Here is a 26,581-nt window from a genome sequence, read left to right as displayed (position 1 = left end):
CATGTCTGTAGAACTCTGCATTTTATTTTTCATCATCGCGTTGTTATATGCATCTGCCGGATTTGGCGGAGGTTCCAGTTATCTTGCTTTAATGGCATTGGCGAATGTGGATTTTCATCTGATGAAATCTACCGCATTGCTTTGCAATATTGTAGTTGTAGCCGGCGGGGTATATCATTTTTACCGTGCAGGACATCTGCCCATGAAAAAGGCCTGGCAGATAAGTCTGGCAAGTATACCCATGGCATTTATCGGCGGGTATCTTCCTTTAAAACAAAAGACGTTTTTTTTATTGTTGGGGATTGCACTCACAGTAGCTGCGCTGCTGATGTGTTACCGTTTGTTCATGGAGAAGAGTTATGTGCCGGATGAACATAAAAAGGGGAATCTGAAATATGGTATTATCGGTGCTTTTATCGGATTCCTTTCCGGTATGACGGGGATAGGTGGCGGGATTTATTTGTCGCCTATTTTACGTTTGGGGAGATTTGATACAGCGAAGAATATTGCCGGGTTATGCAGCTTTTTTATTCTTGTAAATTCTATCAGTGGATTATTAGGCCAGGCAGCAAAAAACCAGTTGGCGCTTGATTGGCATTTCGCTGGTCCTTTGCTGTTATCGGTTATTGCCGGCGGTCAGATAGGTGCGAGATTATCCGCAGCTGTCCTGAAGCCCCGTATAGTAGAAGGGGCTACCGCTTTATTGATATTGTACGCGGGCGTTCACATGTTTTTTCAGTGATGGCTTTTTCTTCCTGCCCAGCCATATCATCAACCCTGTGATTGGTAATGAGGCGGCTACCCAGGCGCAGATCAATGCAAGTATTTTTGTAGGCCATCCGTAGATACTTCCTGTATGTATAGGGAAGAATAATCTTCTTGCTTTCATCCCTTTACTTTCTTTTGCATAAGGACGTTCCTGCACCAGTTCTCCTGTTCCTTTCTGGAAATACATGAAGTCTACTACGTTGCTGACAGAGGCAGTGGTATTGACTTTTGACACCGTTACAGCAAGGCTGTCATTCTCTCCAAAGCGGATCATGATGGTACCGGGATGAGTTAATTTCTCATTGGTGGTACTCAGTATTTTATCCAGGTAAGCGATGTGCGTGTCTTTTACAGGCAGGCTTTCGGGCGCTTTCATTTTGGTGGATTTTATGTTTCCATCCAGCGCGTAGAAAAGAAGATTGTTCACCCATTTATAGCTCCATGCCAGTCCTGTTAAGGAAATCATCAGCAGGAAGATATTGATATAAAACCCGAAGATGGCGTGAAGGTCCCAGTTGAGGCGTTTAAAAGAAGCATTCCATTTTACGCGGAAGCGTTGTTTGCGGTTGTTCCTTTTAGGCCACCAGAGAATGAGTCCGGTAATGATGAGAATTGTAAATATGCTGCAGGAGATACCGGTGATGATCTTACCGGTATCGCCCATACACAGGTAGCGATGTAAACGGAGTACTACTGCAAAGAAGCGGCCTTTTTCATCTACGGCTTTTATAATTTGTCCGGTATAAGGATTAACGGCTATCAGCATTACCTTACCATTACCTTTACCAGCTTTTCCTTTTCTTTGGGAGAAGAGCACGGTACGGTTGGCCTCAGGCTCTACAATTATGTAGTTTGATTTGAAGCCGGGGTAAGCTTGCTGTACTTTGTCTGCCAGGATATCTGTAGATATTCTTTCGGCCTGGGGAGGTACCTGTACATAATAAAAAGAAGGCTGGAAGAGATGTTCCAGCTCGTCTTCAAATACCAGCAGACTGCCACTCAAAGCCACGATCAATACTATTAATCCTGAGCTGATGCCCAGCCATAGATGTAACCATCCGATAATCTTCTTCATCATTAAAAAGTATAAGTAAGGGTAGTCTGCCAGTTCCTCGGTGCGCCGGGAAAAAGGCGAAGATAATCATATCCCCCCACCCAGTATATTTTGTCAGTAATGTTATTTAAATTTAACTGTATACGTACTTTGTTCCATTTGTAATAAAGTGCGGCATTCAGTAATGTATATCCCGGAAGCTGCTGTACTTTATTGAGAGAAACATTTCTTTCTGTAACGAAGTTGCTCCCTATACCTGCACCTAATCCTTTTACAACGCCGTTAGCGATGGTGTATTTTGTCCAGATATTCCCCTGATGTTTAGGGGCATTTGGTTTCTGTACGCCTACCAGGTCTGCATCTGTTTTACCGGATTGCGTGATGGTAGCGTCGTTGTAGGCGTAGGACATAATTACGTTCCAGTTATCGGTGATTTGTCCGGCTACGTCGAATTCCACTCCTTTTGCGGTTTCCTGTCCGATTTGCACCATCAGGTCCGGTTGTTCTGTATTATCCGCGCTGTATAAGCTGTTCTTTTGAGTGATACGGTATACGGAAGCGTTGGCAGTTAAACGGCCATTGAACCATTCTGTTTTAAGGCCACCTTCAATGAGGTTACTTTGTAACGGATCAAATGGTCCGCCGGAGAGCGGGTTTGATTGTGTCGCCGCGTCCTGTGGATTGTAGCCTTTTGTATAGATACCGTAGAGGTTAATATTTTTAGTGAGGCTGTATACCAGGCCGATACGAGGTAAGAGCGCATGTTGTCTTACCTTTTTAACGGTATCTGTTTTGTAATTGGCCCTGTCTGTATAGGTTTCATAGCGCAGACCTGCCAGTAACTGTAAGTTGCCCAGTTTCAGCTGATCCTGTAAATATAATCCGCCCAGGCTTGCGTAGGTTGGTTTGGTAGCTGAGTTGGTGGTGTTGTAAATATACCGGCTCATATCTTCCTCTTTGTTATCCTTTTTGGTGAGGTCGAAAGAAGAGACGTTTGGTTTAGGTATGCTGATCGTTTGTCCGTTTGGCAGGGTGTAATCGTAGAACACATAGTTAGCTGCTTTGGCAGGATTGTATGCCGCAGTGCCCCCGTTTTTCAGCAGGTAATTGTTAGCTGTCAACTGATAAGAGCCGGGAGGGACTACGGTTTGTGAGTAGTCGTAGCCAAGTAATAGTTTGTGTCCTATTTTACCGGTTTTGGCATCGTAGGTGAAATAAGCAGAAGCGTTGTCGCTATGCTGGTTTAATTCACGTCTGAATACTTGTCGCGCTACAAGGTTGTTGATGACCTTCCCCGCAGAATCCGGCGCGTAAGAGTTAGAGCTGCGGTGTTCTAATAAGTTCTGATCGTATCCGGTGCGCAGGTAGGCTACATTGAATGCCAGTTTGCTGTTGAACTGATGAGTCAGTGAAGCCATGGCGGTGTAGGTAGCTTCATTGAGGTAATCGTTGGTAGCGTTCAGGGACTGAGAGATAGAAGTAGAGTAGAGATCTTGTCCGTTGAAGATGGATTGTCCCCTGTCCAATCTGCTTCTTGACCGGTTGTATACGAAGTCTATGTTTATCCTTGTTCTGTCTGTTGGCAGGAAGGAGAGGGATGGCGCTATTACGATGTTTTTATCAAATTGCAGGGTCCGGAATGACTTAGCGTCTTCGTAACCCAGGTTTAAGCGGTATAATACCGTTTTTTTATGATTGAGTGGGCCGGTGATATCTGCCAGTGCACGTACTGTGTGAAAGCTGCCGGCAGTGATGCTTACTGATTGCCTGTTCTGGTCCAGTGGTTTTTTGGTAACGCGGTTTACGGTACCACCGGGAGAAGCGTTGCCGAATAGTGCAGAGGCAGGGCCTTTGATCACTTCTACTCTTTCCAGGTAGTTTACCATGGGTTGTTTCCAGAAGCCGGTAAAGGTGCGCATCCCATTCATCAGTTGGGTGGTGGAACCGCCGTTGATGCGGAAGCCGCGGATGGTGAGGTCATCGTAGAAGGTGAACTGGTTTACACCGCTGATGTTTTTAACCACATCTCCCATTCTTACTGCAGCCTGGTCCTGCATCAGTTCTTTGGTCACATAGGAGATGGATTGCGGAACGTCTTTCAGTGCGGTAGCAGTTTTACTGCCGATGAAGGAGTTGGTATTTTTATATCCCAGCTCTTTTCTACCGGTGATCTCTACTGTTTGCAGTTGTTCTGTGGAAGGGAGTAGCAGGATGTCTACGTTATTCCCACTGGTGACTGTTTTTTTGATGGTTTCAAAACCGGTATTGGAGAATTGTAAGGTATATTTTCCTGCTGGCAGGTTTGTAAAGCTGAAATGCCCTTTTTCGTCTGTAACTGTGTTCAGGGATTTACCGGTGATGGTGATGCTTACTTTTTCCAGCGGTTTATTGTTGATGTCTTTTACGACACCGGTGATATTAGTTTGTGCATAAGCTGAGGCGGAGAGGAAAATTAATAGAATGGTAGACTTTATTGCATTGAACATAGGTTGCTGACATATTTAATGCAAAGGACGACCCTGGCGAAGAAAAGGGCCAGTCGGATCGGGAAAAATAATGATCGAAAGCGGAAAATGGTTGTTATAACTTGTTTTGGAGGAGATGCATGGTCATGCATGATCCATATAGGGTTCATGCTTCAACCATGCTTCAGGTATGAAGGAGACATGAAGGAGGTATGAAGGAGGTATGCATTAGCCCCCTATCATTGACATACTATCCCAGTGCCTATTTTCCTTTTTAGCTTCTTTTTCGGCTTCGAAACCATTGGCTGCCCGGGAGTTCAATGCATATTGGATTTCCTGCATTAGCTGGTCGCTGCCGGCCCCGCTTCTGATCAGATCCCTGACATTCAGTACATCATGGCCGTAGAGACAGGTTTTGAAGCCGCCGGTGGGGGTGATGCGAATGCGGTTACAGCTACCGCAGAAGGTGCGGCTGTAGGCCGCGATAACGCCAATTTTGCCTTTGTGGCCAGGGATATGGTAGTTTAGAGAGGTAGAGTGAGGGGCATCCGTCAGCTTTTGCAGTTCATACCGGCTGCCCAGGGTATCCAGTATTCGCTGGTAATGCCATTGCTGGCCCGAAAAGGCATGTCCCTGCCCGTTAAAAGGCATTTCCTCAATGAACCTTATGGTGATAGGTTTTGCCGCTGTTAAGGCCGCAAAATCGAATAGTTCATCGGTGTTTACGCCGCCCATTACCACCATATTCAGTTTTACGTGCAAGTCATGCTCCAGCAGGTTATCCAGGGTATGCATAACAGCAGGGAGCTGATCGCGGTGGGTGATTTGTTTGAATTTATCCCTTTGGAGGGTATCCAGGCTTAAATTGATGTTGGTGATACCCAGTGATTTGAACTGGGGGATAAAGGGGGCGGTCAGTACCCCGTTGGTGGTGATGGATATTTCGGAAAAGACAGCCGATAACCTGGTGAGCAGTTGCATCAGGTCTTTCCGGAGGAAAGGTTCTCCACCGGTAATGCGGACTTTGCTGACGCCGGCAGCGGCCAGTGGTTGCATAACAGCCATGATCTCTTCATAAGTGAGGAGTTCGCGTCGTTGCAGGAACTGCATGTTCTCCGGCATACAATAAGTGCAGCGAAGGTTACAGCGGTCTGTTACAGCGAGTCTTACGTAATTGATAATGCGGTTATGGGCGTCTCTGAGCATTAACAGCTTTTTGTGGGATTGTCAAATGCCATGCTTTCATCTTCATTTCTCTCTGTCAGACATTTAAAATCTTTTTCCACGAGGATCTGTAATGTAGAATTATCCGGGTTGGGCAGTTCCATTGAAAATCCTACCTGTTCGGTAAGGATCCAGTTTTTTAGCTGTTGAGCCGGGACGAAAAGCGTAATGGTCGTTTGTTCCAGTTTGATGGAAGGTTCACCGGCGGTTATGGTGAAATGAAGGGCTGCTACGCCTATGGTCGTAGTTTCACTTACCTGCTGTTCTACCTGCAGGATTTCTATGTCTTTTTTATCTAATCTGTAGCGGATGCTATTGCCCCGTATCCTTATTTTCATCTTATGGCAGTTATCTCGTAGTTAAAATTACTACTTTAGCTACATTATGCGTGTATTGTTATTTGGTATTGCAAAGGATATTGCCGGAGCGCCGTTTATTACGGCGGAAGGGGTGAGTACGGTGGCCGAGTTAAAATCCTGGTTGTACGGACGGTATCCGGCTTTGCGGCAGTTACGGTCATTGATGGTGGCGGTGAACAAAGTGTATGCGGGGGATGAGGAGACGTTAAAAAATGAAGATGAGATAGCGGTTATTCCTCCTGTTAGCGGTGGGTGATAAGAGTTTGCAGGAAACGTCTTAAACAAAACTCGGAAAGAGCATAAACTCTCCTGTAAACGCTTTATAACTGGTACCAGACTTCTATATAACCCGTATATAAGCCCTATCTATATAAGTACGGCTTATATACCTGTTATATACGGGTTATATAGGGCTTATATACGGGTTATATATGCTAATGCACAGAATATCAGTAGGTTATTAGTAGTGACTAATATTTCAATGCTTTTTTATTGCTGATTAGCAATGCATTAAAATATAAGAAAAACTATTATGGCAGGAAATAGTGAAAAATTCAAAGGATGGCTGGACAAACACGATAGTTATGCAGGTACTTTTACAGATAAATACTAATATTTCTGTTCAGCAGGCGCTGGATTTTGTGCAGACTCCTGAGTGTGGCGGGGTAGTTGTGTTTGTCGGGAATGTGCGGAATGTTACACAGGGGAAGGCCGTGACAAAGTTGTTTTTTGAATGTTATGAGCCGATGGCTTTGCTGGAAATGGAGAAGATCGCGCAGCATATGATTGACCAGATGTGGGTGAAAAAGGTGGCCATTCTGCATGTTGTGGGAGAGATGTTCCCGGGGGATACTGTTGTTGTTATTGCGGCGGCAGCACCGCACAGAGCTGCTGCTTTTGCAGCTTGTGAATATGCTATTGATACGTTGAAAGAAACGGTACCTATCTGGAAAAAAGAATATTTTGAGGATGGGGCGGTTTGGGTTGCTGCGCATCCCTGAAGTAAATAAACTCTCAACCCTGAAAACTCAACCAGTTGACGCTCAATTTTTAATGCAATTTTTCTTTTGCTTCCTGCATTTCTTCCGGTGTGTTGGCATTAAACTGTTCTGTAGCAAAAGGGTTTTCTATCACTTCTATATTTCCCTGTAATAATGCTTTGCGCGGGCAGTTTTTTCCTGCTCCGAAACTTTGTTTCAGCAGCATTAAGCCGGTAGGTTCCCAGATCGCTATGAGTGGTTCCGGTAACTGGTTGAAAGGGCTGATAAATGCAGTGGCATCTTTTTCCGGTTGGTGGGAATCCACCAGTAAACTCAGGCTACGTAAACTGATTAAAGGGAGATCACAGGCCAGTACCAGCCAGGCACTATCAGGGTACAGCGCGTGTGCGCTAAGAAGGCCAACAGCCGGGCCACCACCTTCTATGCTGTCTGTAATGACAGGGACGTTATCAGTGAAGGCAGGTTGCTGATCCGCCCTGCAGGAAAGGTATACGTCCGGAATTAATGCCTGTAGCAGGGTGTACAGGTATTGCCACTGGGGCATCCCGTGATAGGCAATATTGCTTTTTTCCTGTTGCATACGGGTGCTGTGTCCGCCACAAAGTATGAGTCCTTTCATATTAATCTCTTTTACCAATCATCTTTATCAGGGAGATGTAAAATCTCTTTTCCCTCCTGTTTTCCCGATCAGTTTTGTTTCCCTTATCACCATCCCATGTGTAAATGCTTTACACATATCGTAAATGGTGAGTGCGGCTATACTGGCGCCTGTTAAGGCTTCCATCTCCACGCCGGTTTTGCCGGTAGTCTTCACGGTGCAGCGTATTATTGCTTCTTCACCTTCCATGTGTATATCTACCTGACAGCCATTCAACAGCAAGGTATGGCATAGCGGAATGAGGTCCGGTGTTTTTTTCGCGGCCATGATGCCCGCCAGGATAGCTGTCTGAAATACAGCCCCTTTAGCGGTATGGATATCTGTACCGTTGAACTGCTCTCTTACTATTTCAGGCAGGAATATCCTGCTTTCCGCTACAGCAACGCGATTGGTATCCGTCTTACCACTTACGTCGACCATTGCCGGCTGATCTGCAGCATTCAGATGTGAAAATCCCTGTTCATTGATCATAATAGGATAAATTTACAAAGTATCAAATTTAAAACAATGCTATTAGATGTTATTGCTGCATCTGCTGCTGTAATGGGTACGGTCCGCGATTTCGGAATGGAACAGATACCCTTTACCGCCGCAACAGGACGCGTGTTACGGGAGCCGGTCCTGGCCGACCGTGACTTCCCGCCATACAACCGCGTAACAATGGATGGCATTGCACTGGATTATGAAACATATGCCAAAGGACAAACCGTCTTCGGTGTGGAAGACCTGCAGGCCGCAGGTATGCCCCGTATGCAATTGTCCAATACCGCTAACTGTATGGAAGTAATGACAGGCGCCATCCTGCCGGAAATGACCGATACCGTTATCCCGTATGAACATCTGAGCGCAACAGAACATGAAGGGTTCAAACGCTTCACCATCACTGCCGCTGTGGAACCGGGACAAAACATTCATGCCCGCGGCGCAGATGCGCAGGCAGGACAAATCCTGATGCCGGCAGGAACATTGTTATCTCCGGCAGAGATAGGCGTACTGGCCTCTGTAGGTAAAACAATGGTGCAGGTGAGCAGGCTGCCCAAAGTAGCGATCATTGCCACCGGCGATGAACTGATCCCTGTAGATGGCACGCCGGGCGATCACCAGGTAAGAACATCCAATTCTTACGGATTGGCAGCCGCCTTACTGGAACTGGGGATCGTCGCTACCTGTCATCATGTGAATGATAATGAAGCCGCTATTGCTGCGCTGTTCAGCTCTCTGATGGATGCTGATGTGTGGATCTGCACAGGGGCCGTATCAGCCGGGAAATATGATTACCTGCCACTGGTGCTGGAACAAATGGGCATGACCACCATCTTTCATAAAGTGCAGCAAAAGCCCGGCAAACCTTTCCTGTTCGGACAGTTTGGCGCCACCGGAACAGATGATATTCCACTGGTTGGTACAAGTGATACGAATAATATCCCCCTGAATGAAACAGGACCTGTTGTATTTGCATTGCCCGGCAACCCGGTATCCGGTTTTATGTGTTGCTACCGTTATATTTTACCCTGGTTACGTGCCAGTTTACAATACGAAGCACCACCCGTTCCTCATGCCGTGCTTGGCACAGATGTCACTTTTAAAGCACCACTTACTTATTTTTTGCCAGTACGCCTGCACCCTGTTTCCGGTGGACAACTCATCGCTTTACCACCGCCATACCACGGCTCCGGCGACCTTACCGCGCTGTTACAGGCCGATGGTTTCTTAGAGTTAGCACCTGATAAAGATTTCTTTGAAAAAGGCAGCAGTTACCCTGTCTGGAAGTTCAGGTAATGAATGTTAAGGATTTGCGGAATACTATCCGGAGTTAAACCTTCACGTTTAACATCCGTCAAAAACAAAACCCTTTTGCATATGGCTCCAATCTCCGAAAAGTTACAGATGCAGCACCTGGCCTGGAGGGCCGGCTTTGGTGAAAGTCTTCCAGTGATAGAAGAGTGGTCGCATAAAAAACGCAAACAAATAGTTGATAAAGTACTGATCGGCAGAGAGAAGGATAAAAGTGCGACGTTGACATTAGCCAATCCGCCGGAAACACCGGATGTACCCAAGGGGCAGATGACAAAGGATGAGAAGAAGGAGAAGAGGCAGATGGAAATGCAGGGGATCAAAGATCTGAATATAGCCTGGATCAATACAATGGTGAACAGTGAACATCCGCTGCGTGAAAAGATGGCGCTTTTCTGGCATGGACATTTTGCTTCACGTAGCAGCAGAGCAGTTTTTAGTGAGCAGTTACTGGAAGTGATCCGCACAAATGCATTAGGGAATTTTGGAGATCTGCTGACCGGTGTTTCCAAATCTTCGGCCATGCTGGAATACCTCAACAATAAACAAAACCGCAAAGCTCATCCTAATGAAAACTTTGCCCGCGAAGTGATGGAATTATTCACATTAGGCAGGGGGAATTATACGGAAACAGATATCAAAGAATCTGCCCGGGCCTTTACCGGATGGAGTTATGACGCAGATGGGAATTTCGTATTCCAGGAAAAAGCACATGATGCCGGAGACAAAACTTTCTTAGGGAAAACAGGGGATTTTAACGGAGATGATATCCTGAAAATATTACTCGAAAATAAACAGACAGCAAAATTCATCACAGCTAAAATCTATAAATTCTTTGTAGATGATATGCCTGATGATGCAAAAATAAATGCATTGGCAGATAAGTTCTATGCATCCAATTATGACATCAAAGAACTGATGCGGAATATTTTTATGGCCGACTGGTTTTATGATCCCCGTTACATTGGCGGACATATAAAATCACCCATTGAATTAATTGTTGGATTGCGCAGAACAATACCCGTTACGTTTGAGAAAGAAGAAGTGATGTTGTCTTTTCAACAGATACTTGGGCAAACACTTTTTTACCCGCCAAACGTTGCCGGGTGGCCCGGCGGACGTAACTGGATAGATAGTTCCAGTCTGATGTATCGTCTGCAGTTACCGCAGATGATCCTGTATGATAAAGAGTCTGATATCAAACCCAAAGAGATCACGCCTGAAATGGGTATGATGCAGTATAAAGAGCAGGCCACTGCACAGGTAAATGCAGCGTTTAAAAAGCAGTTCAATAAGAAGATCAAAACAGATGTTAACTGGCAGCCTTATTTCAAAGAATATGAAAAGGTATCCCGTGAAAACCTGGCTGCTACTATCACAGATACTTTGTTGCTGACGAATAAAAGTGTGAACAAAGCATTATTGGATAGTTATGCTGATGCCACATCCCGCGAGAGTTATATTAAATCAGTCACCATTGCCGTAATGAGTACACCTGAATACCAGTTGTGCTAAAAATTGCAGATCATGTTAATCATCAACAGAAGACGTTTTTTACAGGTAGGTTCACTGGCTTCGGCTTCTATGTTCATGCCCAGATTTCTGAAAGCGCTGGAGAAAGACAAAATGGTCCCTCCCGGTAATAAGGTACTGGTAGTGATACAGCTTTCAGGTGGGAATGATGGCTTAAATACCGTGATCCCTTACCGCAATGATATCTATTTCAAATCGAGGCCAACGATAGGTATTAAACGGGAGAATGCATTGTCGCTGACAGATGAAACAGGATTACATCCCGCACTGGTGGGCATGAAATCTTTGTATGATAACGGCTCTGTAGGCATCTTACAGAATGTAGGATATCCTAATCCCGACAGGTCACATTTCCGCTCTATGGATATATGGCAGACGGGCAGCACTTCTTCAGAAGCCTGGAGCAATGGCTGGATAGGCCGTTACCTGGATGCACAATGTAAAGGCTGTGACAAACCGGTACAGGCTCTGGAGATTGATGATACGCTGAGTCTTGCCCTGAAAGGGGAACTGGAAAAGGGCCTGGCATTCAAAGACCCTAACCGTCTGAGCAGCGGGAATGATCGTTTCATGAACGACCTCTTACATCAGCATCCTTCCGGTGGAGGAGACACGCATCATAATGTGGATTACCTGTATAAGACGATGGGGTCTACGCTTTCTTCTGCGGCTTATCTGAAAGATCAGTTTAAGATGTACAAGACAAAAGAAGATTATCCTAATACTAATCTGGGTACCAGTATGCGTACTATTGCCCGTTTGATCATGTCTGATATCAGTACAAAAGTGTATTATGTTTCTCATGGTACTTTTGATACGCATGTGAATCAACTGAATTCTCAGAATGTGTTGTTTAAACAACTGGACGATGCCGTGACTTCTTTCACGAAGGACTTACAGGCTAACAACCGTTTCCAGGATGTGGTGGTGATGACTTTTTCGGAGTTCGGACGCAGGGTAGAACAGAATGCCAGCAATGGTACAGATCATGGCACTGCCAATAATATGTTTATCATTGGCGGTGGCCTGAAAGAAAAAGGATTACTGAATGACGGTCCCGATCTTGCACAATTACAGGATGGAGATCTGCAATATAAAGTTGATTTTAAGAGTGTGTATGCCACTATGCTGAATAAGTGGCTGGGAGCAGATGATAAGGCCATCCTTAAACATGATTATCCGCTGCTCTCATTTGTTTAGTTCTTTGTTATAATAGCTCTGAATGAACCGTGCGTAACGGTTTTGAGTGCAATTGTGCCACTTGTATCTGCCAGTAAACCGGAGAAGTCTCCTTCTATTAAACTATCCTGCACTTCAGTGATGTTTAATGACATATAGCCGTTGCTATTATCTGCCAGTACGGTGTATGCGCTGTCACTGAATGTAATGGACATGCCATTGCCCTGTTGTGTGGAGAGATAACTTCCTTTTTTAAATGGTTCACTTTCTGATATCAGGCTGAAATTAATGGTTTCGTCGCTGTTACCGGCACCTGTGATCTTCAGTACAGGAAAGTCGTTGTTAGGATCGGCATCCGTGAGGTTACCCGCCGTTATTGCTGCGGAAGGGTTTTCCGCCAGGATCACAAGTCCATCCAGTTGAAGGGAGATGAATTTTCTTTTTGGTTCCTTGTTGTCTTTACTGCAGGCGCTGATCAGACATAATAAAGAGGCGAGGACAAAACACTGGCGCATGGGTTTTTTATTTTAAACGCAATTATAAGGTGTTAATTGTAATTAACTGTTAAAAAATAGCTGATCTTCAATCATATAGTAAATAATAAACATAAAAAAGCCCGGTAGTTTCTGACTACCGGGCTTTTTACATAGTATGTTTTTATTCAGCCGTTTGAGGCTTAATAGCTATTTTATATAATACCCAACCCATCAATGCAAAGAAGGCAGCACCTAATATATAGTAGGTCCCTTCTCCCATAGAATGGCTGAGAGCGTTTTCCAGGTTAACGGCATTGAGCCAGCCCGGGAGGTCGATTGTCAATCCGAAAATGGAGAAGGCATCCACCCCGGCCATGATCGCGATGACCACACCGGCTACGGCACCTCCTGCTACCAGCCCGGTAGCGAACAGGTTCCCTTTACCTAATTCTTCCTCCTCAGCAGCGATGTTTACATTCCCTTTTTGGCGTTTCCTGTCTGCAATACCCCGAATAGCACCACCGATAAAGATAGGCAGGGTTGTAGACAACGGCAGGTAAGCACCTACTGCAAAAGACAATGATTTGATACCGCACAGTTCCATGGTAATAGCAATGAATACACCTACCAGAACGAACTGCCAGTCGAGGTTATAAGACAGTATCCCTTTTGCCAGTGTCGCCATCAGTGTACCCTGTGGAGCAGGGAAATAAGTACTACCGATCGCATGGTCCGTAACACCATTGGCAATCATAGCAGCTGTTGGTTTATCAAGGAATTTTATGGTTAATCCTATTACGATAGAAGAAACGATCGCACCGATGAACAGGGATAACTGCTGATACATGGGGGTTGCCCCTACGATATAACCAGACTTTAAATCCTGAGAGGTACCACCGGCATTCGCTGCCGCAATACAGATCATACCACCTACCACCAGAGCCATAGGTTCGTACAGTTTACCGCTCCAGCCTACAGAGATGAATACCAGGCAGGTGCCCATCAGGGTAGCGATGGTCATACCGGAGATAGGGTTGTTGGAAGAACCGATTAATCCTACAATGCGGCTGGACACTGTTACGAAGAACGCACCGAAGATCACTACGAGTAAACCTACCAGCAGTTTTTTGCCGATGGAATCACCCGGTAACTGAGGCAGGAATGCCATCAGCAGGATCAGTGCAATACTACCGAACAATACTATTTTTATATTGAGGTCTTTTTCAGTGCGGGGAACTTCCACTTTCGCAGCACCTGCTGCTGTTTCTCCTTTTTTCATGGAGCCGAGGCTACCTTTAAAGGATGAAATAATGGTAGGGATAGTTTTGATCAGGGTGATAAATCCACCCGCAGCCACCGCACCAGCGCCTATTTGTCTTACGTAGGCAAAGTAAACAGCGGAAGAGAAATCGGTGAAAGTATGTGTGAGCGGGTTCCAGTTGCCTTTACCGCCCGGGGTGGCCAAACTGGCCAGGTAGCCGAGTTTTACGAGCTGGTTAGCCATTGCATCGGGTGGCACCAGTGTAGCCAGTAAAGGAATGAGTACCAGCCATGACATTACGCCACCGGCGACCAGTACACCCGCGATACGGGGACCGATGATATATCCTACGCCCATATATTCAGGGGTGATCTCACCACTTACTTTAGCAGAAGGAAAGAAGCGGTTGGTTTGTTTGGTCATGTATACCGGCACTTCTGAGATCACGTGCAGTACTTTTTGAAGGATGGCATATGAAAAGGCAAAGCCCAGTCCGTAGAAGGCTGTTTTAGCAAAGTCTCCGCCTTTCTCACCAGCAATCAGTACGTCCCCGCAGGCTGTACCTTCCGGGTAAGGCAGGGTTTCATGTTCTTTTACGATTAGTGCCTTACGCAGCGGGATCATCATGAGGGTACCCAGGATACCACCGAAGATGGCGAGGATGAGGATCGTGATGTAATTGAAGTACTTGTCGCCGCCATGATCTGTCAAAAAGAGAAACCCGGGTAAAGTGAATACCACGCCGGCAGCGATAGACTCTCCGGCAGAACCGGTAGTCTGTATAATATTATTTTCGAGAATAGTTGTTTTGAAGAATTTTCTTCCGAGTGTAATGGCAATTACAGCGATAGGGATGGAAGCGGAAACGGTAAGACCCGCTTTGAGGGCCAGGTATACGGTAGCGGCGCCGAAGATAATGCCGAATACGCAGCCCAATAGGATGGACTTGAGTGTAAATTCTTTCATTTTCGTCTCCGGCGAAACGAAAGGCTTGAAATTCTCTGCCATAAGTACGATTGATGGGTAGATTCTGTTGATTAAAAGGCAATATAAGTGAAAAAATGCGTTTAGTACACTAAGCTAAAACGGAGAAAATTGCTTTTCTCCGTTTTCACTATATAGGACAATTATTTTAATAGGACCCTGTTTTCTCCTTCACCACTTTCGCTATCCACTTGCTGATCATCAGCATGACGATACCTGCTATACCAGCAGAAATCACGAGGATCAGGAAGTAGAATTTCTTATCGGTGAAGCTGTCCCAGAAGGTAGCCATCATACCGGCTACTTTTCCGGCAATAGCATTTACCAGGTACCAGCCACCCATCATGAGCGCTGTTACGCGGGGAGGAGAGAGTTTGGATACCATGGATAAGCCGATAGGACTTACCAGGATCTCGCCCACAGTGAATATGGCATAGGTACCAAACAGCCAGGCCATGGAGCTTTTATCTACATAGACGTTTGTCATGGACGCAGCTATTACCATTAAAAGGGCTGAGAAAGCAGCCAGGAAGATCCCCATAGCGATTTTCACGGGAGTGGTAGGTTCTTTTCCTCTTTTGGCCATCCATGCAAACAAGCCTATCACCAGGAGGGAGAAGGCCACGATAAAGAATGGATTGATGGACTGGAATATTTCTGTGGAGATCAGGTTCATTTTACCGCTGGCAGGCCATTGGTCTTTTGGTAAGTTCTGGAAGTAAGGATCGGGGCCCTGTACGGTGATGGTTTTTCCGCTGGCGTCGGTGATAGCCCGGAAATGTGCATCGATCTGTGTAACAGGGTGTGGGTCTGTGGTAACGGTTTGCAGCATACCCAGTGGTTTAGCTGCACTTTCCACCGCCGGAGACATTGCGCGGTCGGTGTATTGGTCGGCCCAGATGGTGAGTCCGGTACTGTTCTGGTTATAGATCACCCAGAATATGATCGCCACAGCAAAGAAGGCCAGCAGGGCGCCGAGGCCGCGTTTATCTTCTTTGGCCGCAGTGGTATAGATACGGATGTAGAATATGATGATAGGTACGCAGGCAAACATGAAAGCGTCGATAGAGCGGGTCCCGAAGATGGAGTGCCCTATGAAGTTGGTCATGAAGTAACCAATAGCAGCAGCGATAGCAGCAGGTAGGAATACGAGGGACATGATCCTGCTCATTGGCATATCTTCTTTCTGCACTGCTTTTTTAATATCGCCATCAGCGATCACTTTCAGGCGGGAAGAGAAGATGATCAGTCCTACGATCATTCCTATACCGGCAGCAGCAAACGCGTATCCCCAGCCATAGTGGTTACGGAGATAGGCCGCCACGAAGTTGCAGATGAAAGCACCGATGTTTACGCCCATGTAGAAAATACTGTAAGCAACATCTTTTTTAGGACGAAGATCAGCCCGGTTATAGAGGTTACCGAGGATGGTACCGATATTGGGTTTAAAGAACCCGTTCCCTACGATGATAAGGCCCAGGGAGATGTACATGGCAGTATCGCCCGGGAATGCGAGGCCGAAGTAGCCCGCAGCCAGCAAAGTACCGCCCATGATCACCGCCCGCCGGTAGCCGAGGTAGCGGTCGGCCATTAGTCCGCCGATGAAAGGGGAGAGGTATACGAGCGCGATGTAAGAGCCTACGAGATCGCTGGCATGAGCGGTATCAAAGCCTTTACCTCCGTTGGCAGTGGGGTCTATCAGGTACAGGAAGAAGATACCGATCATCAGATAGTATCCGAAGCGTTCCCACATTTCGGTGAAGAACAGCACATAGAGACCAGGATGGTGCCCTGTCTTAGGTGGAATGTTGTTGGGTGTAATTACAGGCTGTTGAGCAGCTGTTAAGCTCATAAAGGTTAGTTTTGATGTTTGATTACAGATGTTAGTTAGTCCCTGCGAATGTGGCAAGATAAATAAATTCAGCTTTTTATGAAGTAAAATGGTGTTTTTGGTTATTTTTTGGCCTTTCTTTGCAAAAAAAATGGAAGAGCGGGGAAGATAACGTGCAGAATTTGGCTCTTACAGGGAAATTCATATGAAGATATTACTATTAGGAAGTGGAGGCCGGGAGCATGCCCTGGCGTGGAAAATGGCACAAAGCCCGTTATGTGAGCAATTGTTCATAGCACCTGGTAATGCCGGAACTGCGCAGTATGGACAGAACCTGGACGTAGCGGTCAGCGACTTTGAGAAAATTAAAGCCTTTTGTACAGCTAATGCCATTGACCTGGTAATACCGGGGTCTGAAGAACCACTTGTAAAAGGTATTTACGATTACTTTCAGCAGGATGCAGCTTTACGGCATATTCCTGTGATGGGCCCATCTGCATTGGGTGCACAGCTGGAAGGAAGTAAGGCTTTTGCCAAGCAGTTCATGTTGCGTCACAATATTCCTACTGCCGCTTATAAGGAATTCAGCGGGGAAAACTACGAAGAAGGTGTAACTTACCTGCGCCAACACGCTTTGCCTATTGTTTTGAAGGCAGACGGGCTTGCGGCAGGAAAGGGGGTAGTGATACTGGATAACCATGAGGATGCAGTGGATGAGTTTACGCAGATGATCAAGGACGCCAAATTCGGAGATGCCAGCAAAAAGGTAGTCATAGAGCAGTTCCTGGCGGGTATAGAGTGTTCTGTATTTGTATTGACGGACGGACATACTTACAAGTTGCTGCCTACAGCGAAGGACTACAAGAGGATCGGTGAAGGGGATACCGGTCTCAATACAGGTGGTATGGGCGCTGTTTCTCCTGTCCCGTTTGCAGACGAGGCATACATGAAAATGGTGGATGAACGTATTATCCGCCCAACGGTGGCCGGTCTGGAAAAGGAAGGAATTGCCTATAACGGGTTTATCTTCTTTGGATTGATTAAAGTGGACGGAGAACCTTTTGTGATAGAGTACAACTGTCGCATGGGAGACCCGGAAACAGAAGTGGTGATGCCACGTTTGCAGAACGATCTGCTGGAGCTGTTTACAGCGGTAGCAGAAGGTAAGCTGGGTGAGCAGACCATTTACGAAGATGAGCGCGTAGCCACTACGGTAATGCTGGTAGCTGCAGGATATCCGGAAGCATATGAGAAGGGGAAGGTCATCACCAACATCCCTGCACCGGCGCACGACCAGATCGTGTTTCATGCCGGAACGAGGGCTGCGGGGGACGAAATACTCACGAATGGCGGACGGGTACTCACGATCACTTCCCTGGCGTCTGATTTAGGGATTGCCCTGACACATAGTAAATTAACGGCGGAAAAGATTGGATTTGAGGGTAAATATTACAGGAGAGATATAGGGTTCGAGTTCGTGTAAAGCTTTGATTCAGAGCGGAACACAATTTTAAGAAGTTATTTTCGTTTAAGCGTTTTCGAGAGTCATTCTGTGCCGGCTGATACATTGTCATTAACTGTTACAACTTACTAACCGGCTCAACAGATACAATAATTAAGATTTTTTAATATTTAGTTGTATTATTGATAAAACTAACAATTTTATCATCGTATATTCGTTGGAATTATTCATTTTTGCACTCATAATATTTTGACCATATTAAGCAATGGGGTTCTTTAATTTTTTAACACAGGAAATAGCGATTGACTTAGGTACAGCTAACACGCTGATTATACATAACGATCAGGTGGTGGTTGATGAACCTTCTATTGTAGCTATAGAGCGGGCAAGTGGTAAAATTGTGGCGGTTGGTAAGAAGGCCATGATGATGCACGAGAAGACACATGAGTACCTGCGCACTATCCGCCCATTGAAAGATGGTGTGATAGCTGATTTCAACGCAGCGGAAGGCATGCTTCGCGAGATGATCAAACTGGTATACCCCAAAAAGCCCCTTTTCTCCCCCAGCTGGCGCATGGTTATATGCATACCCTCCAGTATTACTGAAGTAGAAAAACGCGCCGTACGCGACTCTGCCGAACAGGCGGGCGCTAAGGAAGTGTTCCTTATACATGAACCAATGGCTGCTGCCCTTGGTATTGGCATTGATGTGGAAGAACCCGTGGGAAACATGATTATCGACATCGGAGGTGGTACCACCGGTATCTCCGTAATAGCCCTTGCCGGTATTGTATGTGATCAGAGTATCCGTATTGCAGGTGACGAGTTCACCGCTGATATCATGGAAGCATTACGCCGTTATCACAGTTTGCTGATAGGCGAAAGAACGGCAGAACAGATCAAAATACAGATCGGTTCCGCATTGAAAGAACTGGATAATCCACCGGATGATGTACCTGTAAATGGTCGTGACCTGGTAACCGGTATTCCTAAGCAGATCATGGTATCTTACCAGGAAGTTGCTGAGGCGCTGGATAAATCCATCTTTAAAATAGAAGAAGCAATTCTGAAAGCACTGGAAACTACGCCTCCGGAACTGGCTGCAGATATCTACCGCAGAGGATTGTACCTCACCGGTGGTGGTGCCCTGTTGCGTGGCCTGGATAAACGACTCACCCAGAAGATCAAATTACCTGTGCATGTAGCGGACGATCCGTTGCGCGCAGTAGTAAGAGGTACTGGTATCGCACTGAAACACGTTGGTAAGTATCCATTCCTAATGCAATAATATCAGGAAACATGCAAGGGAGATTTAAACATTTGCCTTGCATGCTTCTATTTGAAAATATATCCTGTGCGTAATCTCATCATTTTCTTAAGGCGCTATTTTAACTTTTTTCTGTTTCTGCTGCTGGAAGTGATTTGTATTGTGCTGGTATTCCGGAACAACGACTTTCAGAAAACAGCCTACCTCAATTCCGCCAATAGCATCAGCGCCAGGTTATACAACCGTTACAACAACGTGCAGTACTATTTTCACCTCAAGGCTACCAATGACAGTCTTGTAAACGAAAATGCCCGGCTGCATAATATCCTGCGTACGAGTTACGACAGCATTACGCTGGACAACCTGGTTAAAACAGATACCATCCGCACTTACAGCACAGATACCACCCGCAAAGTAGTTGGCATTGAATTACGCCGTTACCTGTATCATGCCGCTAAAGTGGTCAACAACACCGTTAACGCTCCTGTCAACTATCTCACTATCCATCGCGGCAGCGCAAATGGTCTGAAGCCTAATATGGGCGTTATCGGACCCAGTGGTATTGTAGGTATTGTACGTAGCGTAAGCCCGAACTACGCAGTTGTTCTCTCCCTGCTCTCTAAAGGCCGCAACTTCGGTTTCAGCGCCCGCCTGAGTCATAGCAAGGAAATGGGGACCGTTCGCTGGTATGGTGGAGATGCAGGCTACGCCGTGATGGAAGATGTACCAAAAAGTGTAAGACTGATAAAAGGAGATACCGTAGTAACCAGTGGTTACTCCGCACTGTTCCCGGAAAATATCCCTATCGGATATGTTGAATCTTACTCCCTTACAGATAAAGGAAGTACGGCTTATACCGTCAGGATAAAACTGGCTACCAACTTTTATAACCTTCAGTATGTGTATGTTGTAGATAACATGCTGCAGGATGAGCAAAAATCATTGGAGGATTCAACCTACAGGCTGATCAAATGAGTATACTGTTAAGAAATATCATTCGCTTTGTGTTGCTGCTGTTGCTGCAGGTGTTCGTGCTGAACCAGGTATTGCTGCACCAGCTTGTGAGCCTTAACCTCTACATGCTGTTCGTCCTCCTGTTACCTTTTAACCTGCCCCGCCCCGCTTTAATGCTGCTGGCACTTTTGATGGGACTCAGCATGGATATGTTCACGAATACAATGGGCGTACATGCTGCGGCCTGTGTGTTCATCGCTTATCTACGTCCTTTCATCATCAATATATTATCCCCGCAGGGAGGATTCGAAACTACGCAGAAGACACCATCCATGACCAGCATGGGTGTTTCACAGTTCCTGACATTTGCTGCCATACTGGTATTCCTGCATAACCTGGTATTCTTCTCACTGGAAGTATTCGGGTTTGGTAATTTCTTCTACCTGTTATTAAAGATCTTGTGTTCTACCGCCGCCAGCATATTCCTGATCGTGCTGTATGAACTGTTGTTCTTTTCAAAGAAGTAAGTGTGTATTTTTATTAGTGAGATGGAGATTATATTAAAAAGCAACAGGCCGCAAGGCCGCATTATTCAATAGATGTCTGTTTACAATCAGCCCAGGAAAAGAGTGATACAGTTTATCATACTCGGTATGGTAATGTTGATCGTTGTCAGATTGTTCTTTCTGCAGGTCATAGAAAAGAAATATTCCAAGCTGGCGGATGCCAATGCGGTACTTCGCAAAGTGGTATATCCGAGCAGGGGGATCATCTTCGACAGGAAGAACCGCAGTATCCTCAGTAATGACGCGATGTACGACCTGGTAGTGACACCTATCGCCGCAAAAAATATTGACACCGGCTACCTCTGTCAGATCTTACAGATAGATAAGGAAGAATTCAAAAGACGTATCGCTACCGCGATCATTAAAAACGGTAGCCGCCGTGTATCTGTATTTGCTTCCCTGTTACCTCCCGAGATGTTCGGCCGCCTGCAGGAAAGCATGTATATGTTCCAGCCGGGGTTCGACCTGGTACAACGGCAGATCCGCTCTTATCCTTTCTCCGCCGCCGCAAATATTCTTGGTTACATAGGAGAGGTTTCCCCGCAGATGCTGGTGAAACCCGCTTACAGCGCTTATAACCAGGGGGATTACCTGGGTATGACCGGGCTGGAGAGAGCGTACGAGAGTGTGCTGATGGGACAAAGGGGTATACAATACCTGGTAAAAGATAACCTGAACCGCCCGCAGGGGTCCTATGAAAAAGGGGAGTTTGATACGGCCGCTATTGCCGGCAAAAACCTTCGTTTATCACTGGACGTAGACCTGCAGGTATTAGGCGAACACCTGATGCGTAATAAGATAGGCAGTATCGTGGCGATCGATCCGCAAACAGGTGGATTGCTGGCCATGGTGAGCGCACCTACTTATGATCCTAACCTGCTGACCGGCTCCTACAGGGCCCGTAATTTCAGCAGGTTATTTGTAGATACGACCAAACCACTGTTCAATCGTGCCATACAGGCGGGTTATCCTCCGGGATCTTCCATGAAGCCACTGACAGCGCTGATTGCACTGGATGAAGGGGTGATTACGCCCGCTTTTGGTTTCCCCTGCCGCGGGGCTTATGTGAACTGCGGCCGTCCGATTGCCTGTACACATAATACTCCCGGGCATGCTGCCAATCTCCGCCTGGCAATTGCCAACTCCTGTAACGCTTACTTCGTACACCTTTACCGCTTAGAAGTAGATGCACCTAAATGGGGCGGGGTGAAGAAAGGACATCAGAAATGGCATGATTATATCTCTTCTTTTGGTTTAGGTCACAGACTGGGAGTGGATATTCCGGGTGAATCAGGCGGTAAGGCAATTGATACCATCGGGATGAACAAACTCTATAATGGACAGTGGAATTCCTGTTCAGAACTGTACGTAGGGATGGGACAGGGACAGGTAGTGGCAACACCGCTGCAGATGGCCAATGCCATGTGTATCATTGCCAACCGTGGTTCTTATTTCCTGCCACACTTTGTAAGCAGTATAGATGGGGATGAATCGGATATCCTGAAGAAATATAAAGAGAAACATACAGTAGCCCATGTGGCGGATACTTCCTACAGATCAGTAATATATGGTATGCAGGACGTGGTGGAATCCGGTACGGGCAGGATAGCACAGATAGAAGGGGTGATCGTGTGCGGTAAGACAGGTACGGCAGAAAACAATGCCGTAGTAGATGGTAAACTGGTAAAACTGAAGAACCACTCTGTTTTCGTAGCCTTTGCCCCGAGAGATAATCCGAAGATCGCTATTGCCGTGATTGTGGAGAATGCTGGTTTTGGAGCTACCTATGCAGCGCCTATCGCCAGTCTTATCATGGAAAAATACCTGCACGATACGATCTCAGTGAAACGTAAACCAATGATGAAGACATTACTGGAATACAATACACTGGATCCTATAGTACGGGAAAAATCAAAGCTCGATTCACTGAACGGTGCTACGGCTAAAATGACATCAGATCAGATACTTAAACTTTACTTTCGCGACTAATCCATGATAAACCGTCGGCAAATAAAACTCACAGAAGGTATTGACTGGCCGATTATGGGCCTGTACTTCGCACTGGTGTTCGTAGGCCTGTTATCGATCTTTGCTGCTGAATACAGGGAAGGGGATAATATCTGGAATGATATCATCCACCTGAATAAGAACTATGCCAGGCAACTGATGTGGTTAGGGATTTCCGGTGTGCTGGCAACCATCATCTGGCTGACTGACAGTAAATTCTTTACGGCTACGGCTAACCTGCTGTATGCGGGGGGGATATTGCTGTTGTTACTGGTCCTCGGGATAGGGAAGGATGTAAAGGGTTCTCACTCGTGGTTAGTGATAGGCGGTTTCCAGTTTCAACCGGCAGAGCTGACGAAGCTGTGTACCAATCTGGCACTGGCCAAGTACCTGTCGTCGCTGGAAACGGACTTTACCAAGTTAAGGCCGCGGTTGATTGCCGCTGCACTGGCGCTTGTTCCCTGCGGGATCATCATTTTACAGGATGAAACAGGGCTGGCACTGGTATACTTCTCTTTCTTCCTGGTGATGTACCGCGAAGGTTTGCCGGGGCTCTTACTGATCATTGCTTTTTCCGGGATCGTACTGGTACTATCGGCATTGCTGGTGGACAAGAACGTCCTCTTCATTATATTTTCTGTTATCACGGCGCTGGTTATTTATTTCAGCCGGAGAGAGATCAGACGTCACCGTTCAAGGCTGGCATTGATACTGGGTATCTGGGCATTCTGTTCGGTATTCGTGATGTTTATTGTGCCCATGGCATTTACCAAAGTGCTGAAAGATTACCAGGTGAGGCGTATTGAGGTAATGCTGGGGAAAGAGAATGACCCTAAAGCCACTTATAACACCCGGCAAAGTATGATTGCCATCGGCTCGGGCGGTATATTCGGGAAGGGCTATCTGAAAGGAACGCAAACCCGTTATGATTTTGTGCCAGAGCAAAGTACGGACTTCATATTCTGTACGGTTGGAGAAGATTTTGGTTTCCTCGGGACGTTGATATTTGTGGGATTATATGTCGGGCTCCTGCTGCGGATCATCTTTGTGGCGGAACGACAGCGATCGACTTTTAGTCGCGTGTATGCCTATGGGGTAGCCAGTATTATCTTCTTCCATATGGCAATTAATATTTCCATGACCATAGGTCTGGCGCCTGTGATCGGGATTCCGCTGCCATTGGTCAGTTATGGGGGATCTTCCCTGATGACCTTCACGATGCTTATTTTTATAATGCTTAGACTGGATGCCGACAGGCAAATGGTTTTAAGATAGTTGGCTATCTTTGTGGTATGGCACGTATTATTCCGTTATCAGAAGGGAGTTTCACAGTAGACGCAACCAAGCAGTTTGTTCCATACAACACTGCAACAGACACAATGCAGCAACGCTCCGGAGGCTCGCTGCTGGTAGAGATCCAACCATTTTTGGTTATCACGGCACACGATTATATCCTGTTTGATACCGGACTGGGTTTACGCAACCCTAACGGTGTATTACAGATCCATCAGCATTTAATAGACAATGGTGTGAACCCTATGGACATCACCAAAGTGCTGATGAGTCATCTGCATAAAGATCACAGCGGAGGGGTATCTGCTGTAGACCCGATCAGTGGTCAGCGTTCTCTCACTTTCCCACAGGCTACTTATTATGTGAACCGTCATGAGATGGAATATGCAATAGCGCAGGATGGTAAATCCTATCATGCGGAGGATCTTGCTATTTTACAACAGATGGATAATGTGATATTTACTGAAGGGGATGGCACTATCGATGATTATATCAGTTATGAAATGAGTGGGGGGCATTGTCCTTATCACCAGGTATTCGTGGTGGATGATGAAGGAGATAAGGTATTTTATGGAGGAGATGAGGCCCCGCAGGTATCATATATGATCAGGCGTTTTGTCGCCAAGTATGATTTTGATGGTAAGCGTAGTATGGAATTGCGTCAGCAATACATGCAAAGGGGGAAGAGTGAGGGCTGGACTTTCTTATATTATCACGATACTAAATTGCCTTTCGGAAAATTCTAACTTTATGAGTGAGCTTGCACAAGCATGGCTGAATGCCTGGAATACCCATGACCTGGATGCTATCATGCATCATTACAGTGAGGATGTGGTATTCTATTCTCCTTTTATACAGAAGCTGAACAATGATCCTAACGGATGTATCCGGGGAGTAGCTGATTTAAGGGCCTATTTTCAGAAGGCGCTGACAGCGTATCCGGATTTACAGTTTGAACCTTATCATGTGCTGGAAGGAGTAAACTCTGTGGTACTTTATTATAAGAGTGTCGGGGACCGTTTAGCGGCTGAAATGATGTTACTGAATGAGGAAGGAAAGGTGAAAGAGGTTAGAGCGCATTATAAGAGTTTACAGGGATAATTATTGCCGGAAGCGTCTGGCTCCTGGTCCACCCATATTCCTGCTCTGACGTTCTTTCAGGGAACGTACCAACGTGTTGCGGAACTCTCTTTCGCTTCTGAATACATTGCCGGCTTTTGTAGAGGGCAATACTTTCTGGAACTCTTTATTATAGTGAGTTTTGATATCGAGCATACGTTGTTCGTAGCCCAGTTCATTATTATCGTTTGGCAGGTCTTTAGTGGGGTGGTCCGTAGCTTTTGTGTTACGGCGTTCTGCTATCAGCAGTTCCACTTCTTTAGTGTACTGGTTATATAAAGGCCAGAATTTCTGAGCTTCATCAGGAGTGAGATCCAGTTTCTGGGACAGGTAGGCTACCTGAGCGGCGCGGATCCTGTCTCTCAGTTCTGCATCGCTGCCTTGCTGGGCATAACCAGGAGAGCTGGTGATGCCTGTCAATGCGAATATGAAGAGTAAGCTTATTGTGTAAATTTTTTTCATTTCAATTGTCAATTGAACTTTCTTTTAACAAACCTGTGTTGTCCAGGTAACTTTGGATAGCTTCTGAGGACAGTTCGCTGGTTTCTGGCAGCGCAACTGTGCTTGTTGCAGTATTGAGGGATGCGAGGCTCAACAATTCTTCTTTGTCAAAGGCATCCATATGTGTTTGCAGGTATTCTACTATTGCCTGATCGCTTACATCTGCCAGGGCATTTTCTTCAACAGGGTTAACGATCTTTTGTTTATTCTGCATAAAGAATAATGTACCCGCGCTGATCATCGCGATGAGGCAGGCCGCCGCAGCCCATTTCAGATATGTACGGCGGGGGCGCATAGGCACTACTTTCGCAGGTGTCTGTATATCAGCTAAGATGTTGGCAGTCAGCTGATCAAAGTACCCTTCAGGTGCAGATAGCGGAAACTGTTTAGGTATTCCGGACAGCAGGGGAGAAATGGATTCCAGTTCATCCTGTACCTGTACTTTATGAAGGATTTGTGCTGATAACTGCCCGAAATAGCCTTCCGGAGCTGATAGCGGGTATGTTTTAGATAGCTCTGCCAGCAGGGGAGAGAGCTCTTCGAGTTCTATTTTCTGCATGATCTGCCCTGATAAGTGTTCGAAATAACCTTCAGGAGCTGATAATGGGCATATTTTTGGAATCTCTGACAGCAGGGGAGATATTTCTTCCAGTTCTATCTTTTGCATGATCTTAGCTGGTAACTGCTCGAAATATCCGGCGGGCACTTCACCAAAGGTGGGAGCCAGTCCGGGCCATGCAGCCCCAGGAATAATTTCCTGCAGTTCGTTCGCAATATCGTTGTCTCTGGATATCATCTTGCTGTTTTAGACATTGAAAGCAGGCA

The 26,581-nt window shown here is 46.1% G+C and carries 25 protein-coding genes; 14 read left to right on the top strand and 11 right to left on the bottom strand.

What is annotated here, in order from left to right:
• Position 1 precedes the first annotated feature (1 nt).
• Complete coding sequence (locus GO495_RS30560; RefSeq protein WP_157303752.1) at positions 2 to 742, top strand: sulfite exporter TauE/SafE family protein; 741 nt, start codon at positions 2 to 4, stop codon at positions 740 to 742.
• On the opposite strand, the gene GO495_RS30555 is transcribed toward GO495_RS30560, so the two are convergent.
• The 4 genes from GO495_RS30555 to GO495_RS30540 form a co-directional block, all read right to left on the bottom strand.
• On the bottom strand, positions 701 to 1,843 hold the full coding sequence (locus GO495_RS30555) for a PepSY-associated TM helix domain-containing protein (protein WP_157303751.1): 1,143 nt from the start codon (positions 1,841 to 1,843) through the stop codon (positions 701 to 703). The genes GO495_RS30560 and GO495_RS30555 overlap by 42 nt on opposite strands.
• Positions 1,844 to 1,845: 2 nt before the next feature.
• Complete coding sequence (locus tag GO495_RS30550; protein ID WP_157303750.1) at positions 1,846 to 4,308, bottom strand: TonB-dependent receptor; 2,463 nt, start codon at positions 4,306 to 4,308, stop codon at positions 1,846 to 1,848.
• Between the two features lie 207 nt (positions 4,309 to 4,515).
• Positions 4,516 to 5,493, bottom strand: coding sequence for a GTP 3',8-cyclase MoaA (moaA, locus tag GO495_RS30545; RefSeq protein ID WP_157303749.1), 978 nt, complete (start codon positions 5,491 to 5,493; stop codon positions 4,516 to 4,518).
• Positions 5,493 to 5,849 (bottom strand): DUF7009 family protein, encoded by a 357-nt coding sequence (locus tag GO495_RS30540; RefSeq protein WP_157303748.1) that lies wholly within the window; start codon positions 5,847 to 5,849, stop codon positions 5,493 to 5,495. The genes moaA and GO495_RS30540 overlap by 1 nt, the downstream gene beginning before the upstream one ends.
• Before the next feature lie 46 nt (positions 5,850 to 5,895).
• Here GO495_RS30540 and GO495_RS30535 point away from each other — a divergent pair, with 46 nt between their 5' ends.
• Together GO495_RS30535 and GO495_RS30530 are read left to right on the top strand one after the other, a co-directional pair.
• Entirely contained in the window at positions 5,896 to 6,126 is a 231-nt protein-coding gene (locus GO495_RS30535) for a MoaD/ThiS family protein (RefSeq protein WP_157303747.1), read from the top strand.
• Between the two features lie 328 nt (positions 6,127 to 6,454).
• A complete protein-coding gene (locus GO495_RS30530) occupies positions 6,455 to 6,871 on the top strand; it encodes a molybdenum cofactor biosynthesis protein MoaE (RefSeq protein ID WP_157303746.1) in 417 nt (138 codons plus the stop codon).
• 49 nt (positions 6,872 to 6,920) lie between these two features.
• On the opposite strand, the gene GO495_RS30525 is transcribed toward GO495_RS30530, so the two are convergent.
• Positions 6,921 to 7,490 carry an NTP transferase domain-containing protein gene (locus GO495_RS30525; RefSeq protein WP_157303745.1) on the bottom strand — a complete coding sequence of 190 codons (570 nt, stop codon included), beginning with the start codon at positions 7,488 to 7,490 and terminating at the stop codon, positions 6,921 to 6,923.
• Between the two features lie 27 nt (positions 7,491 to 7,517).
• Positions 7,518 to 8,000, bottom strand: coding sequence for a cyclic pyranopterin monophosphate synthase MoaC (gene moaC, locus GO495_RS30520; RefSeq protein WP_157303744.1), 483 nt, complete (start codon positions 7,998 to 8,000; stop codon positions 7,518 to 7,520).
• 36 nt (positions 8,001 to 8,036) lie between these two features.
• Here moaC and GO495_RS30515 point away from each other — a divergent pair, with 36 nt between their 5' ends.
• The 3 genes from GO495_RS30515 to GO495_RS30505 all read left to right on the top strand — a co-directional run bounded on the left by GO495_RS30515 (position 8,037) and on the right by GO495_RS30505 (position 12,056).
• Entirely contained in the window at positions 8,037 to 9,308 is a 1,272-nt protein-coding gene (locus GO495_RS30515; protein WP_157303743.1) for a molybdopterin molybdotransferase MoeA, read from the top strand.
• 81 nt (positions 9,309 to 9,389) lie between these two features.
• The gene (locus GO495_RS30510) at positions 9,390 to 10,838 is read left to right on the top strand and encodes a DUF1800 domain-containing protein (RefSeq protein WP_240915386.1); all 1,449 of its coding nucleotides are present in this window, start codon (positions 9,390 to 9,392) and stop codon (positions 10,836 to 10,838) included.
• 12 nt (positions 10,839 to 10,850) lie between these two features.
• Entirely contained in the window at positions 10,851 to 12,056 is a 1,206-nt protein-coding gene (locus GO495_RS30505; protein WP_157303742.1) for a DUF1501 domain-containing protein, read from the top strand.
• Here the strand turns inward: GO495_RS30505 and GO495_RS30500 are convergent.
• The 3 genes from GO495_RS30500 to GO495_RS30490 form a co-directional block, all read right to left on the bottom strand.
• A complete protein-coding gene (locus tag GO495_RS30500; RefSeq protein WP_157303741.1) occupies positions 12,053 to 12,550 on the bottom strand; it encodes a hypothetical protein in 498 nt (165 codons plus the stop codon). The two genes, GO495_RS30505 and GO495_RS30500, sit on opposite strands and share 4 nt — an antisense overlap.
• Before the next feature lie 142 nt (positions 12,551 to 12,692).
• The gene (locus tag GO495_RS30495; RefSeq protein WP_157303740.1) at positions 12,693 to 14,780 is read right to left on the bottom strand and encodes an OPT family oligopeptide transporter; all 2,088 of its coding nucleotides are present in this window, start codon (positions 14,778 to 14,780) and stop codon (positions 12,693 to 12,695) included.
• 124 nt (positions 14,781 to 14,904) lie between these two features.
• On the bottom strand, positions 14,905 to 16,608 hold the full coding sequence (locus GO495_RS30490) for a peptide MFS transporter (protein ID WP_157303739.1): 1,704 nt from the start codon (positions 16,606 to 16,608) through the stop codon (positions 14,905 to 14,907).
• 184 nt (positions 16,609 to 16,792) lie between these two features.
• On the opposite strand from GO495_RS30490, the gene purD reads away from it, so the two are divergent.
• The 8 genes from purD to GO495_RS30450 all read left to right on the top strand — a co-directional run bounded on the left by purD (position 16,793) and on the right by GO495_RS30450 (position 25,237).
• Positions 16,793 to 18,070, top strand: a complete 1,278-nt coding sequence (gene purD / locus GO495_RS30485) for a phosphoribosylamine--glycine ligase (RefSeq protein ID WP_157303738.1) — start codon at positions 16,793 to 16,795, stop codon at positions 18,068 to 18,070.
• A gap of 244 nt (positions 18,071 to 18,314) precedes the next feature.
• Positions 18,315 to 19,337, top strand: coding sequence for a rod shape-determining protein (locus GO495_RS30480; protein WP_089780779.1), 1,023 nt, complete (start codon positions 18,315 to 18,317; stop codon positions 19,335 to 19,337).
• A 66-nt stretch (positions 19,338 to 19,403) separates the two neighbouring features.
• Positions 19,404 to 20,291 (top strand): rod shape-determining protein MreC, encoded by an 888-nt coding sequence (mreC, locus tag GO495_RS30475; protein ID WP_157303737.1) that lies wholly within the window; start codon positions 19,404 to 19,406, stop codon positions 20,289 to 20,291.
• Positions 20,288 to 20,797: a rod shape-determining protein MreD gene (gene mreD, locus GO495_RS30470; RefSeq protein WP_157303736.1), complete on the top strand. Its 510-nt coding sequence runs from the start codon at positions 20,288 to 20,290 to the stop codon at positions 20,795 to 20,797. Before mreC ends, mreD begins: the two co-directional genes overlap by 4 nt.
• Positions 20,798 to 20,869: 72 nt before the next feature.
• Complete coding sequence (locus tag GO495_RS30465) at positions 20,870 to 22,825, top strand: peptidoglycan D,D-transpeptidase FtsI family protein (protein WP_157303735.1); 1,956 nt, start codon at positions 20,870 to 20,872, stop codon at positions 22,823 to 22,825.
• 3 nt (positions 22,826 to 22,828) lie between these two features.
• Entirely contained in the window at positions 22,829 to 24,118 is a 1,290-nt protein-coding gene (rodA, locus tag GO495_RS30460; protein ID WP_157303734.1) for a rod shape-determining protein RodA, read from the top strand.
• Between the two features lie 17 nt (positions 24,119 to 24,135).
• Positions 24,136 to 24,882, top strand: coding sequence for an MBL fold metallo-hydrolase (locus GO495_RS30455; RefSeq protein ID WP_240915384.1), 747 nt, complete (start codon positions 24,136 to 24,138; stop codon positions 24,880 to 24,882).
• Between the two features lie 4 nt (positions 24,883 to 24,886).
• Positions 24,887 to 25,237 carry a nuclear transport factor 2 family protein gene (locus GO495_RS30450; RefSeq protein WP_157303733.1) on the top strand — a complete coding sequence of 117 codons (351 nt, stop codon included), beginning with the start codon at positions 24,887 to 24,889 and terminating at the stop codon, positions 25,235 to 25,237.
• On the opposite strand, the gene GO495_RS30445 is transcribed toward GO495_RS30450, so the two are convergent.
• Both GO495_RS30445 and GO495_RS30440 read right to left on the bottom strand, forming a co-directional pair.
• The gene (locus GO495_RS30445; RefSeq protein WP_157303732.1) at positions 25,238 to 25,717 is read right to left on the bottom strand and encodes a hypothetical protein; all 480 of its coding nucleotides are present in this window, start codon (positions 25,715 to 25,717) and stop codon (positions 25,238 to 25,240) included.
• A gap of 1 nt (position 25,718) precedes the next feature.
• On the bottom strand, positions 25,719 to 26,552 hold the full coding sequence (locus tag GO495_RS30440; RefSeq protein WP_157303731.1) for a hypothetical protein: 834 nt from the start codon (positions 26,550 to 26,552) through the stop codon (positions 25,719 to 25,721).
• Between the last annotated feature and the right edge of the window lie 29 nt (positions 26,553 to 26,581).

The organism is Chitinophaga oryziterrae, assembly GCF_009758125.1.
GTDB lineage: Bacteria > Bacteroidota > Bacteroidia > Chitinophagales > Chitinophagaceae > Chitinophaga > Chitinophaga oryziterrae.
Note: the sequence above shows the minus strand (reverse complement) of the source record. Positions and strands in the feature narration are given on the sequence as shown.

Bases quoted from the DNA above. Each gene is read 5' to 3' on its own strand.
- GO495_RS30530 (WP_157303746.1), top strand. From the start codon at position 6,455: ATGCAGGTACTTTTACAGATAAATACTAATATTTCTGTTCAGCAGGCG.
- GO495_RS30510 (WP_240915386.1), top strand. From the start codon at position 9,390: ATGGCTCCAATCTCCGAAAAGTTACAGATGCAGCACCTGGCCTGGAGG.
- GO495_RS30560 (WP_157303752.1), top strand. From the start codon at position 2: ATGTCTGTAGAACTCTGCATTTTATTTTTCATCATCGCGTTGTTATAT.
- GO495_RS30535 (WP_157303747.1), top strand. From the start codon at position 5,896: ATGCGTGTATTGTTATTTGGTATTGCAAAGGATATTGCCGGAGCGCCG.
- GO495_RS30540 (WP_157303748.1), bottom strand. From the start codon at position 5,849: ATGAAAATAAGGATACGGGGCAATAGCATCCGCTACAGATTAGATAAA.
- GO495_RS30445 (WP_157303732.1), bottom strand. From the start codon at position 25,717: ATGAAAAAAATTTACACAATAAGCTTACTCTTCATATTCGCATTGACA.
- GO495_RS30490 (WP_157303739.1), bottom strand. From the start codon at position 16,608: ATGAGCTTAACAGCTGCTCAACAGCCTGTAATTACACCCAACAACATT.
- GO495_RS30500 (WP_157303741.1), bottom strand. From the start codon at position 12,550: ATGCGCCAGTGTTTTGTCCTCGCCTCTTTATTATGTCTGATCAGCGCC.
- mreD (WP_157303736.1), top strand. From the start codon at position 20,288: ATGAGTATACTGTTAAGAAATATCATTCGCTTTGTGTTGCTGCTGTTG.
- GO495_RS30440 (WP_157303731.1), bottom strand. From the start codon at position 26,552: ATGATATCCAGAGACAACGATATTGCGAACGAACTGCAGGAAATTATT.
- GO495_RS30505 (WP_157303742.1), top strand. From the start codon at position 10,851: ATGTTAATCATCAACAGAAGACGTTTTTTACAGGTAGGTTCACTGGCT.
- moaC (WP_157303744.1), bottom strand. From the start codon at position 8,000: ATGATCAATGAACAGGGATTTTCACATCTGAATGCTGCAGATCAGCCG.
- GO495_RS30465 (WP_157303735.1), top strand. From the start codon at position 20,870: ATGTCTGTTTACAATCAGCCCAGGAAAAGAGTGATACAGTTTATCATA.
- GO495_RS30525 (WP_157303745.1), bottom strand. From the start codon at position 7,490: ATGAAAGGACTCATACTTTGTGGCGGACACAGCACCCGTATGCAACAG.
- moaA (WP_157303749.1), bottom strand. From the start codon at position 5,493: ATGCTCAGAGACGCCCATAACCGCATTATCAATTACGTAAGACTCGCT.
- GO495_RS30550 (WP_157303750.1), bottom strand. From the start codon at position 4,308: ATGTTCAATGCAATAAAGTCTACCATTCTATTAATTTTCCTCTCCGCC.
- GO495_RS30480 (WP_089780779.1), top strand. From the start codon at position 18,315: ATGGGGTTCTTTAATTTTTTAACACAGGAAATAGCGATTGACTTAGGT.
- GO495_RS30450 (WP_157303733.1), top strand. From the start codon at position 24,887: ATGAGTGAGCTTGCACAAGCATGGCTGAATGCCTGGAATACCCATGAC.
- purD (WP_157303738.1), top strand. From the start codon at position 16,793: ATGAAGATATTACTATTAGGAAGTGGAGGCCGGGAGCATGCCCTGGCG.
- GO495_RS30515 (WP_157303743.1), top strand. From the start codon at position 8,037: ATGCTATTAGATGTTATTGCTGCATCTGCTGCTGTAATGGGTACGGTC.
- rodA (WP_157303734.1), top strand. From the start codon at position 22,829: ATGATAAACCGTCGGCAAATAAAACTCACAGAAGGTATTGACTGGCCG.
- GO495_RS30455 (WP_240915384.1), top strand. From the start codon at position 24,136: ATGGCACGTATTATTCCGTTATCAGAAGGGAGTTTCACAGTAGACGCA.
- GO495_RS30555 (WP_157303751.1), bottom strand. From the start codon at position 1,843: ATGAAGAAGATTATCGGATGGTTACATCTATGGCTGGGCATCAGCTCA.
- GO495_RS30495 (WP_157303740.1), bottom strand. From the start codon at position 14,780: ATGGCAGAGAATTTCAAGCCTTTCGTTTCGCCGGAGACGAAAATGAAA.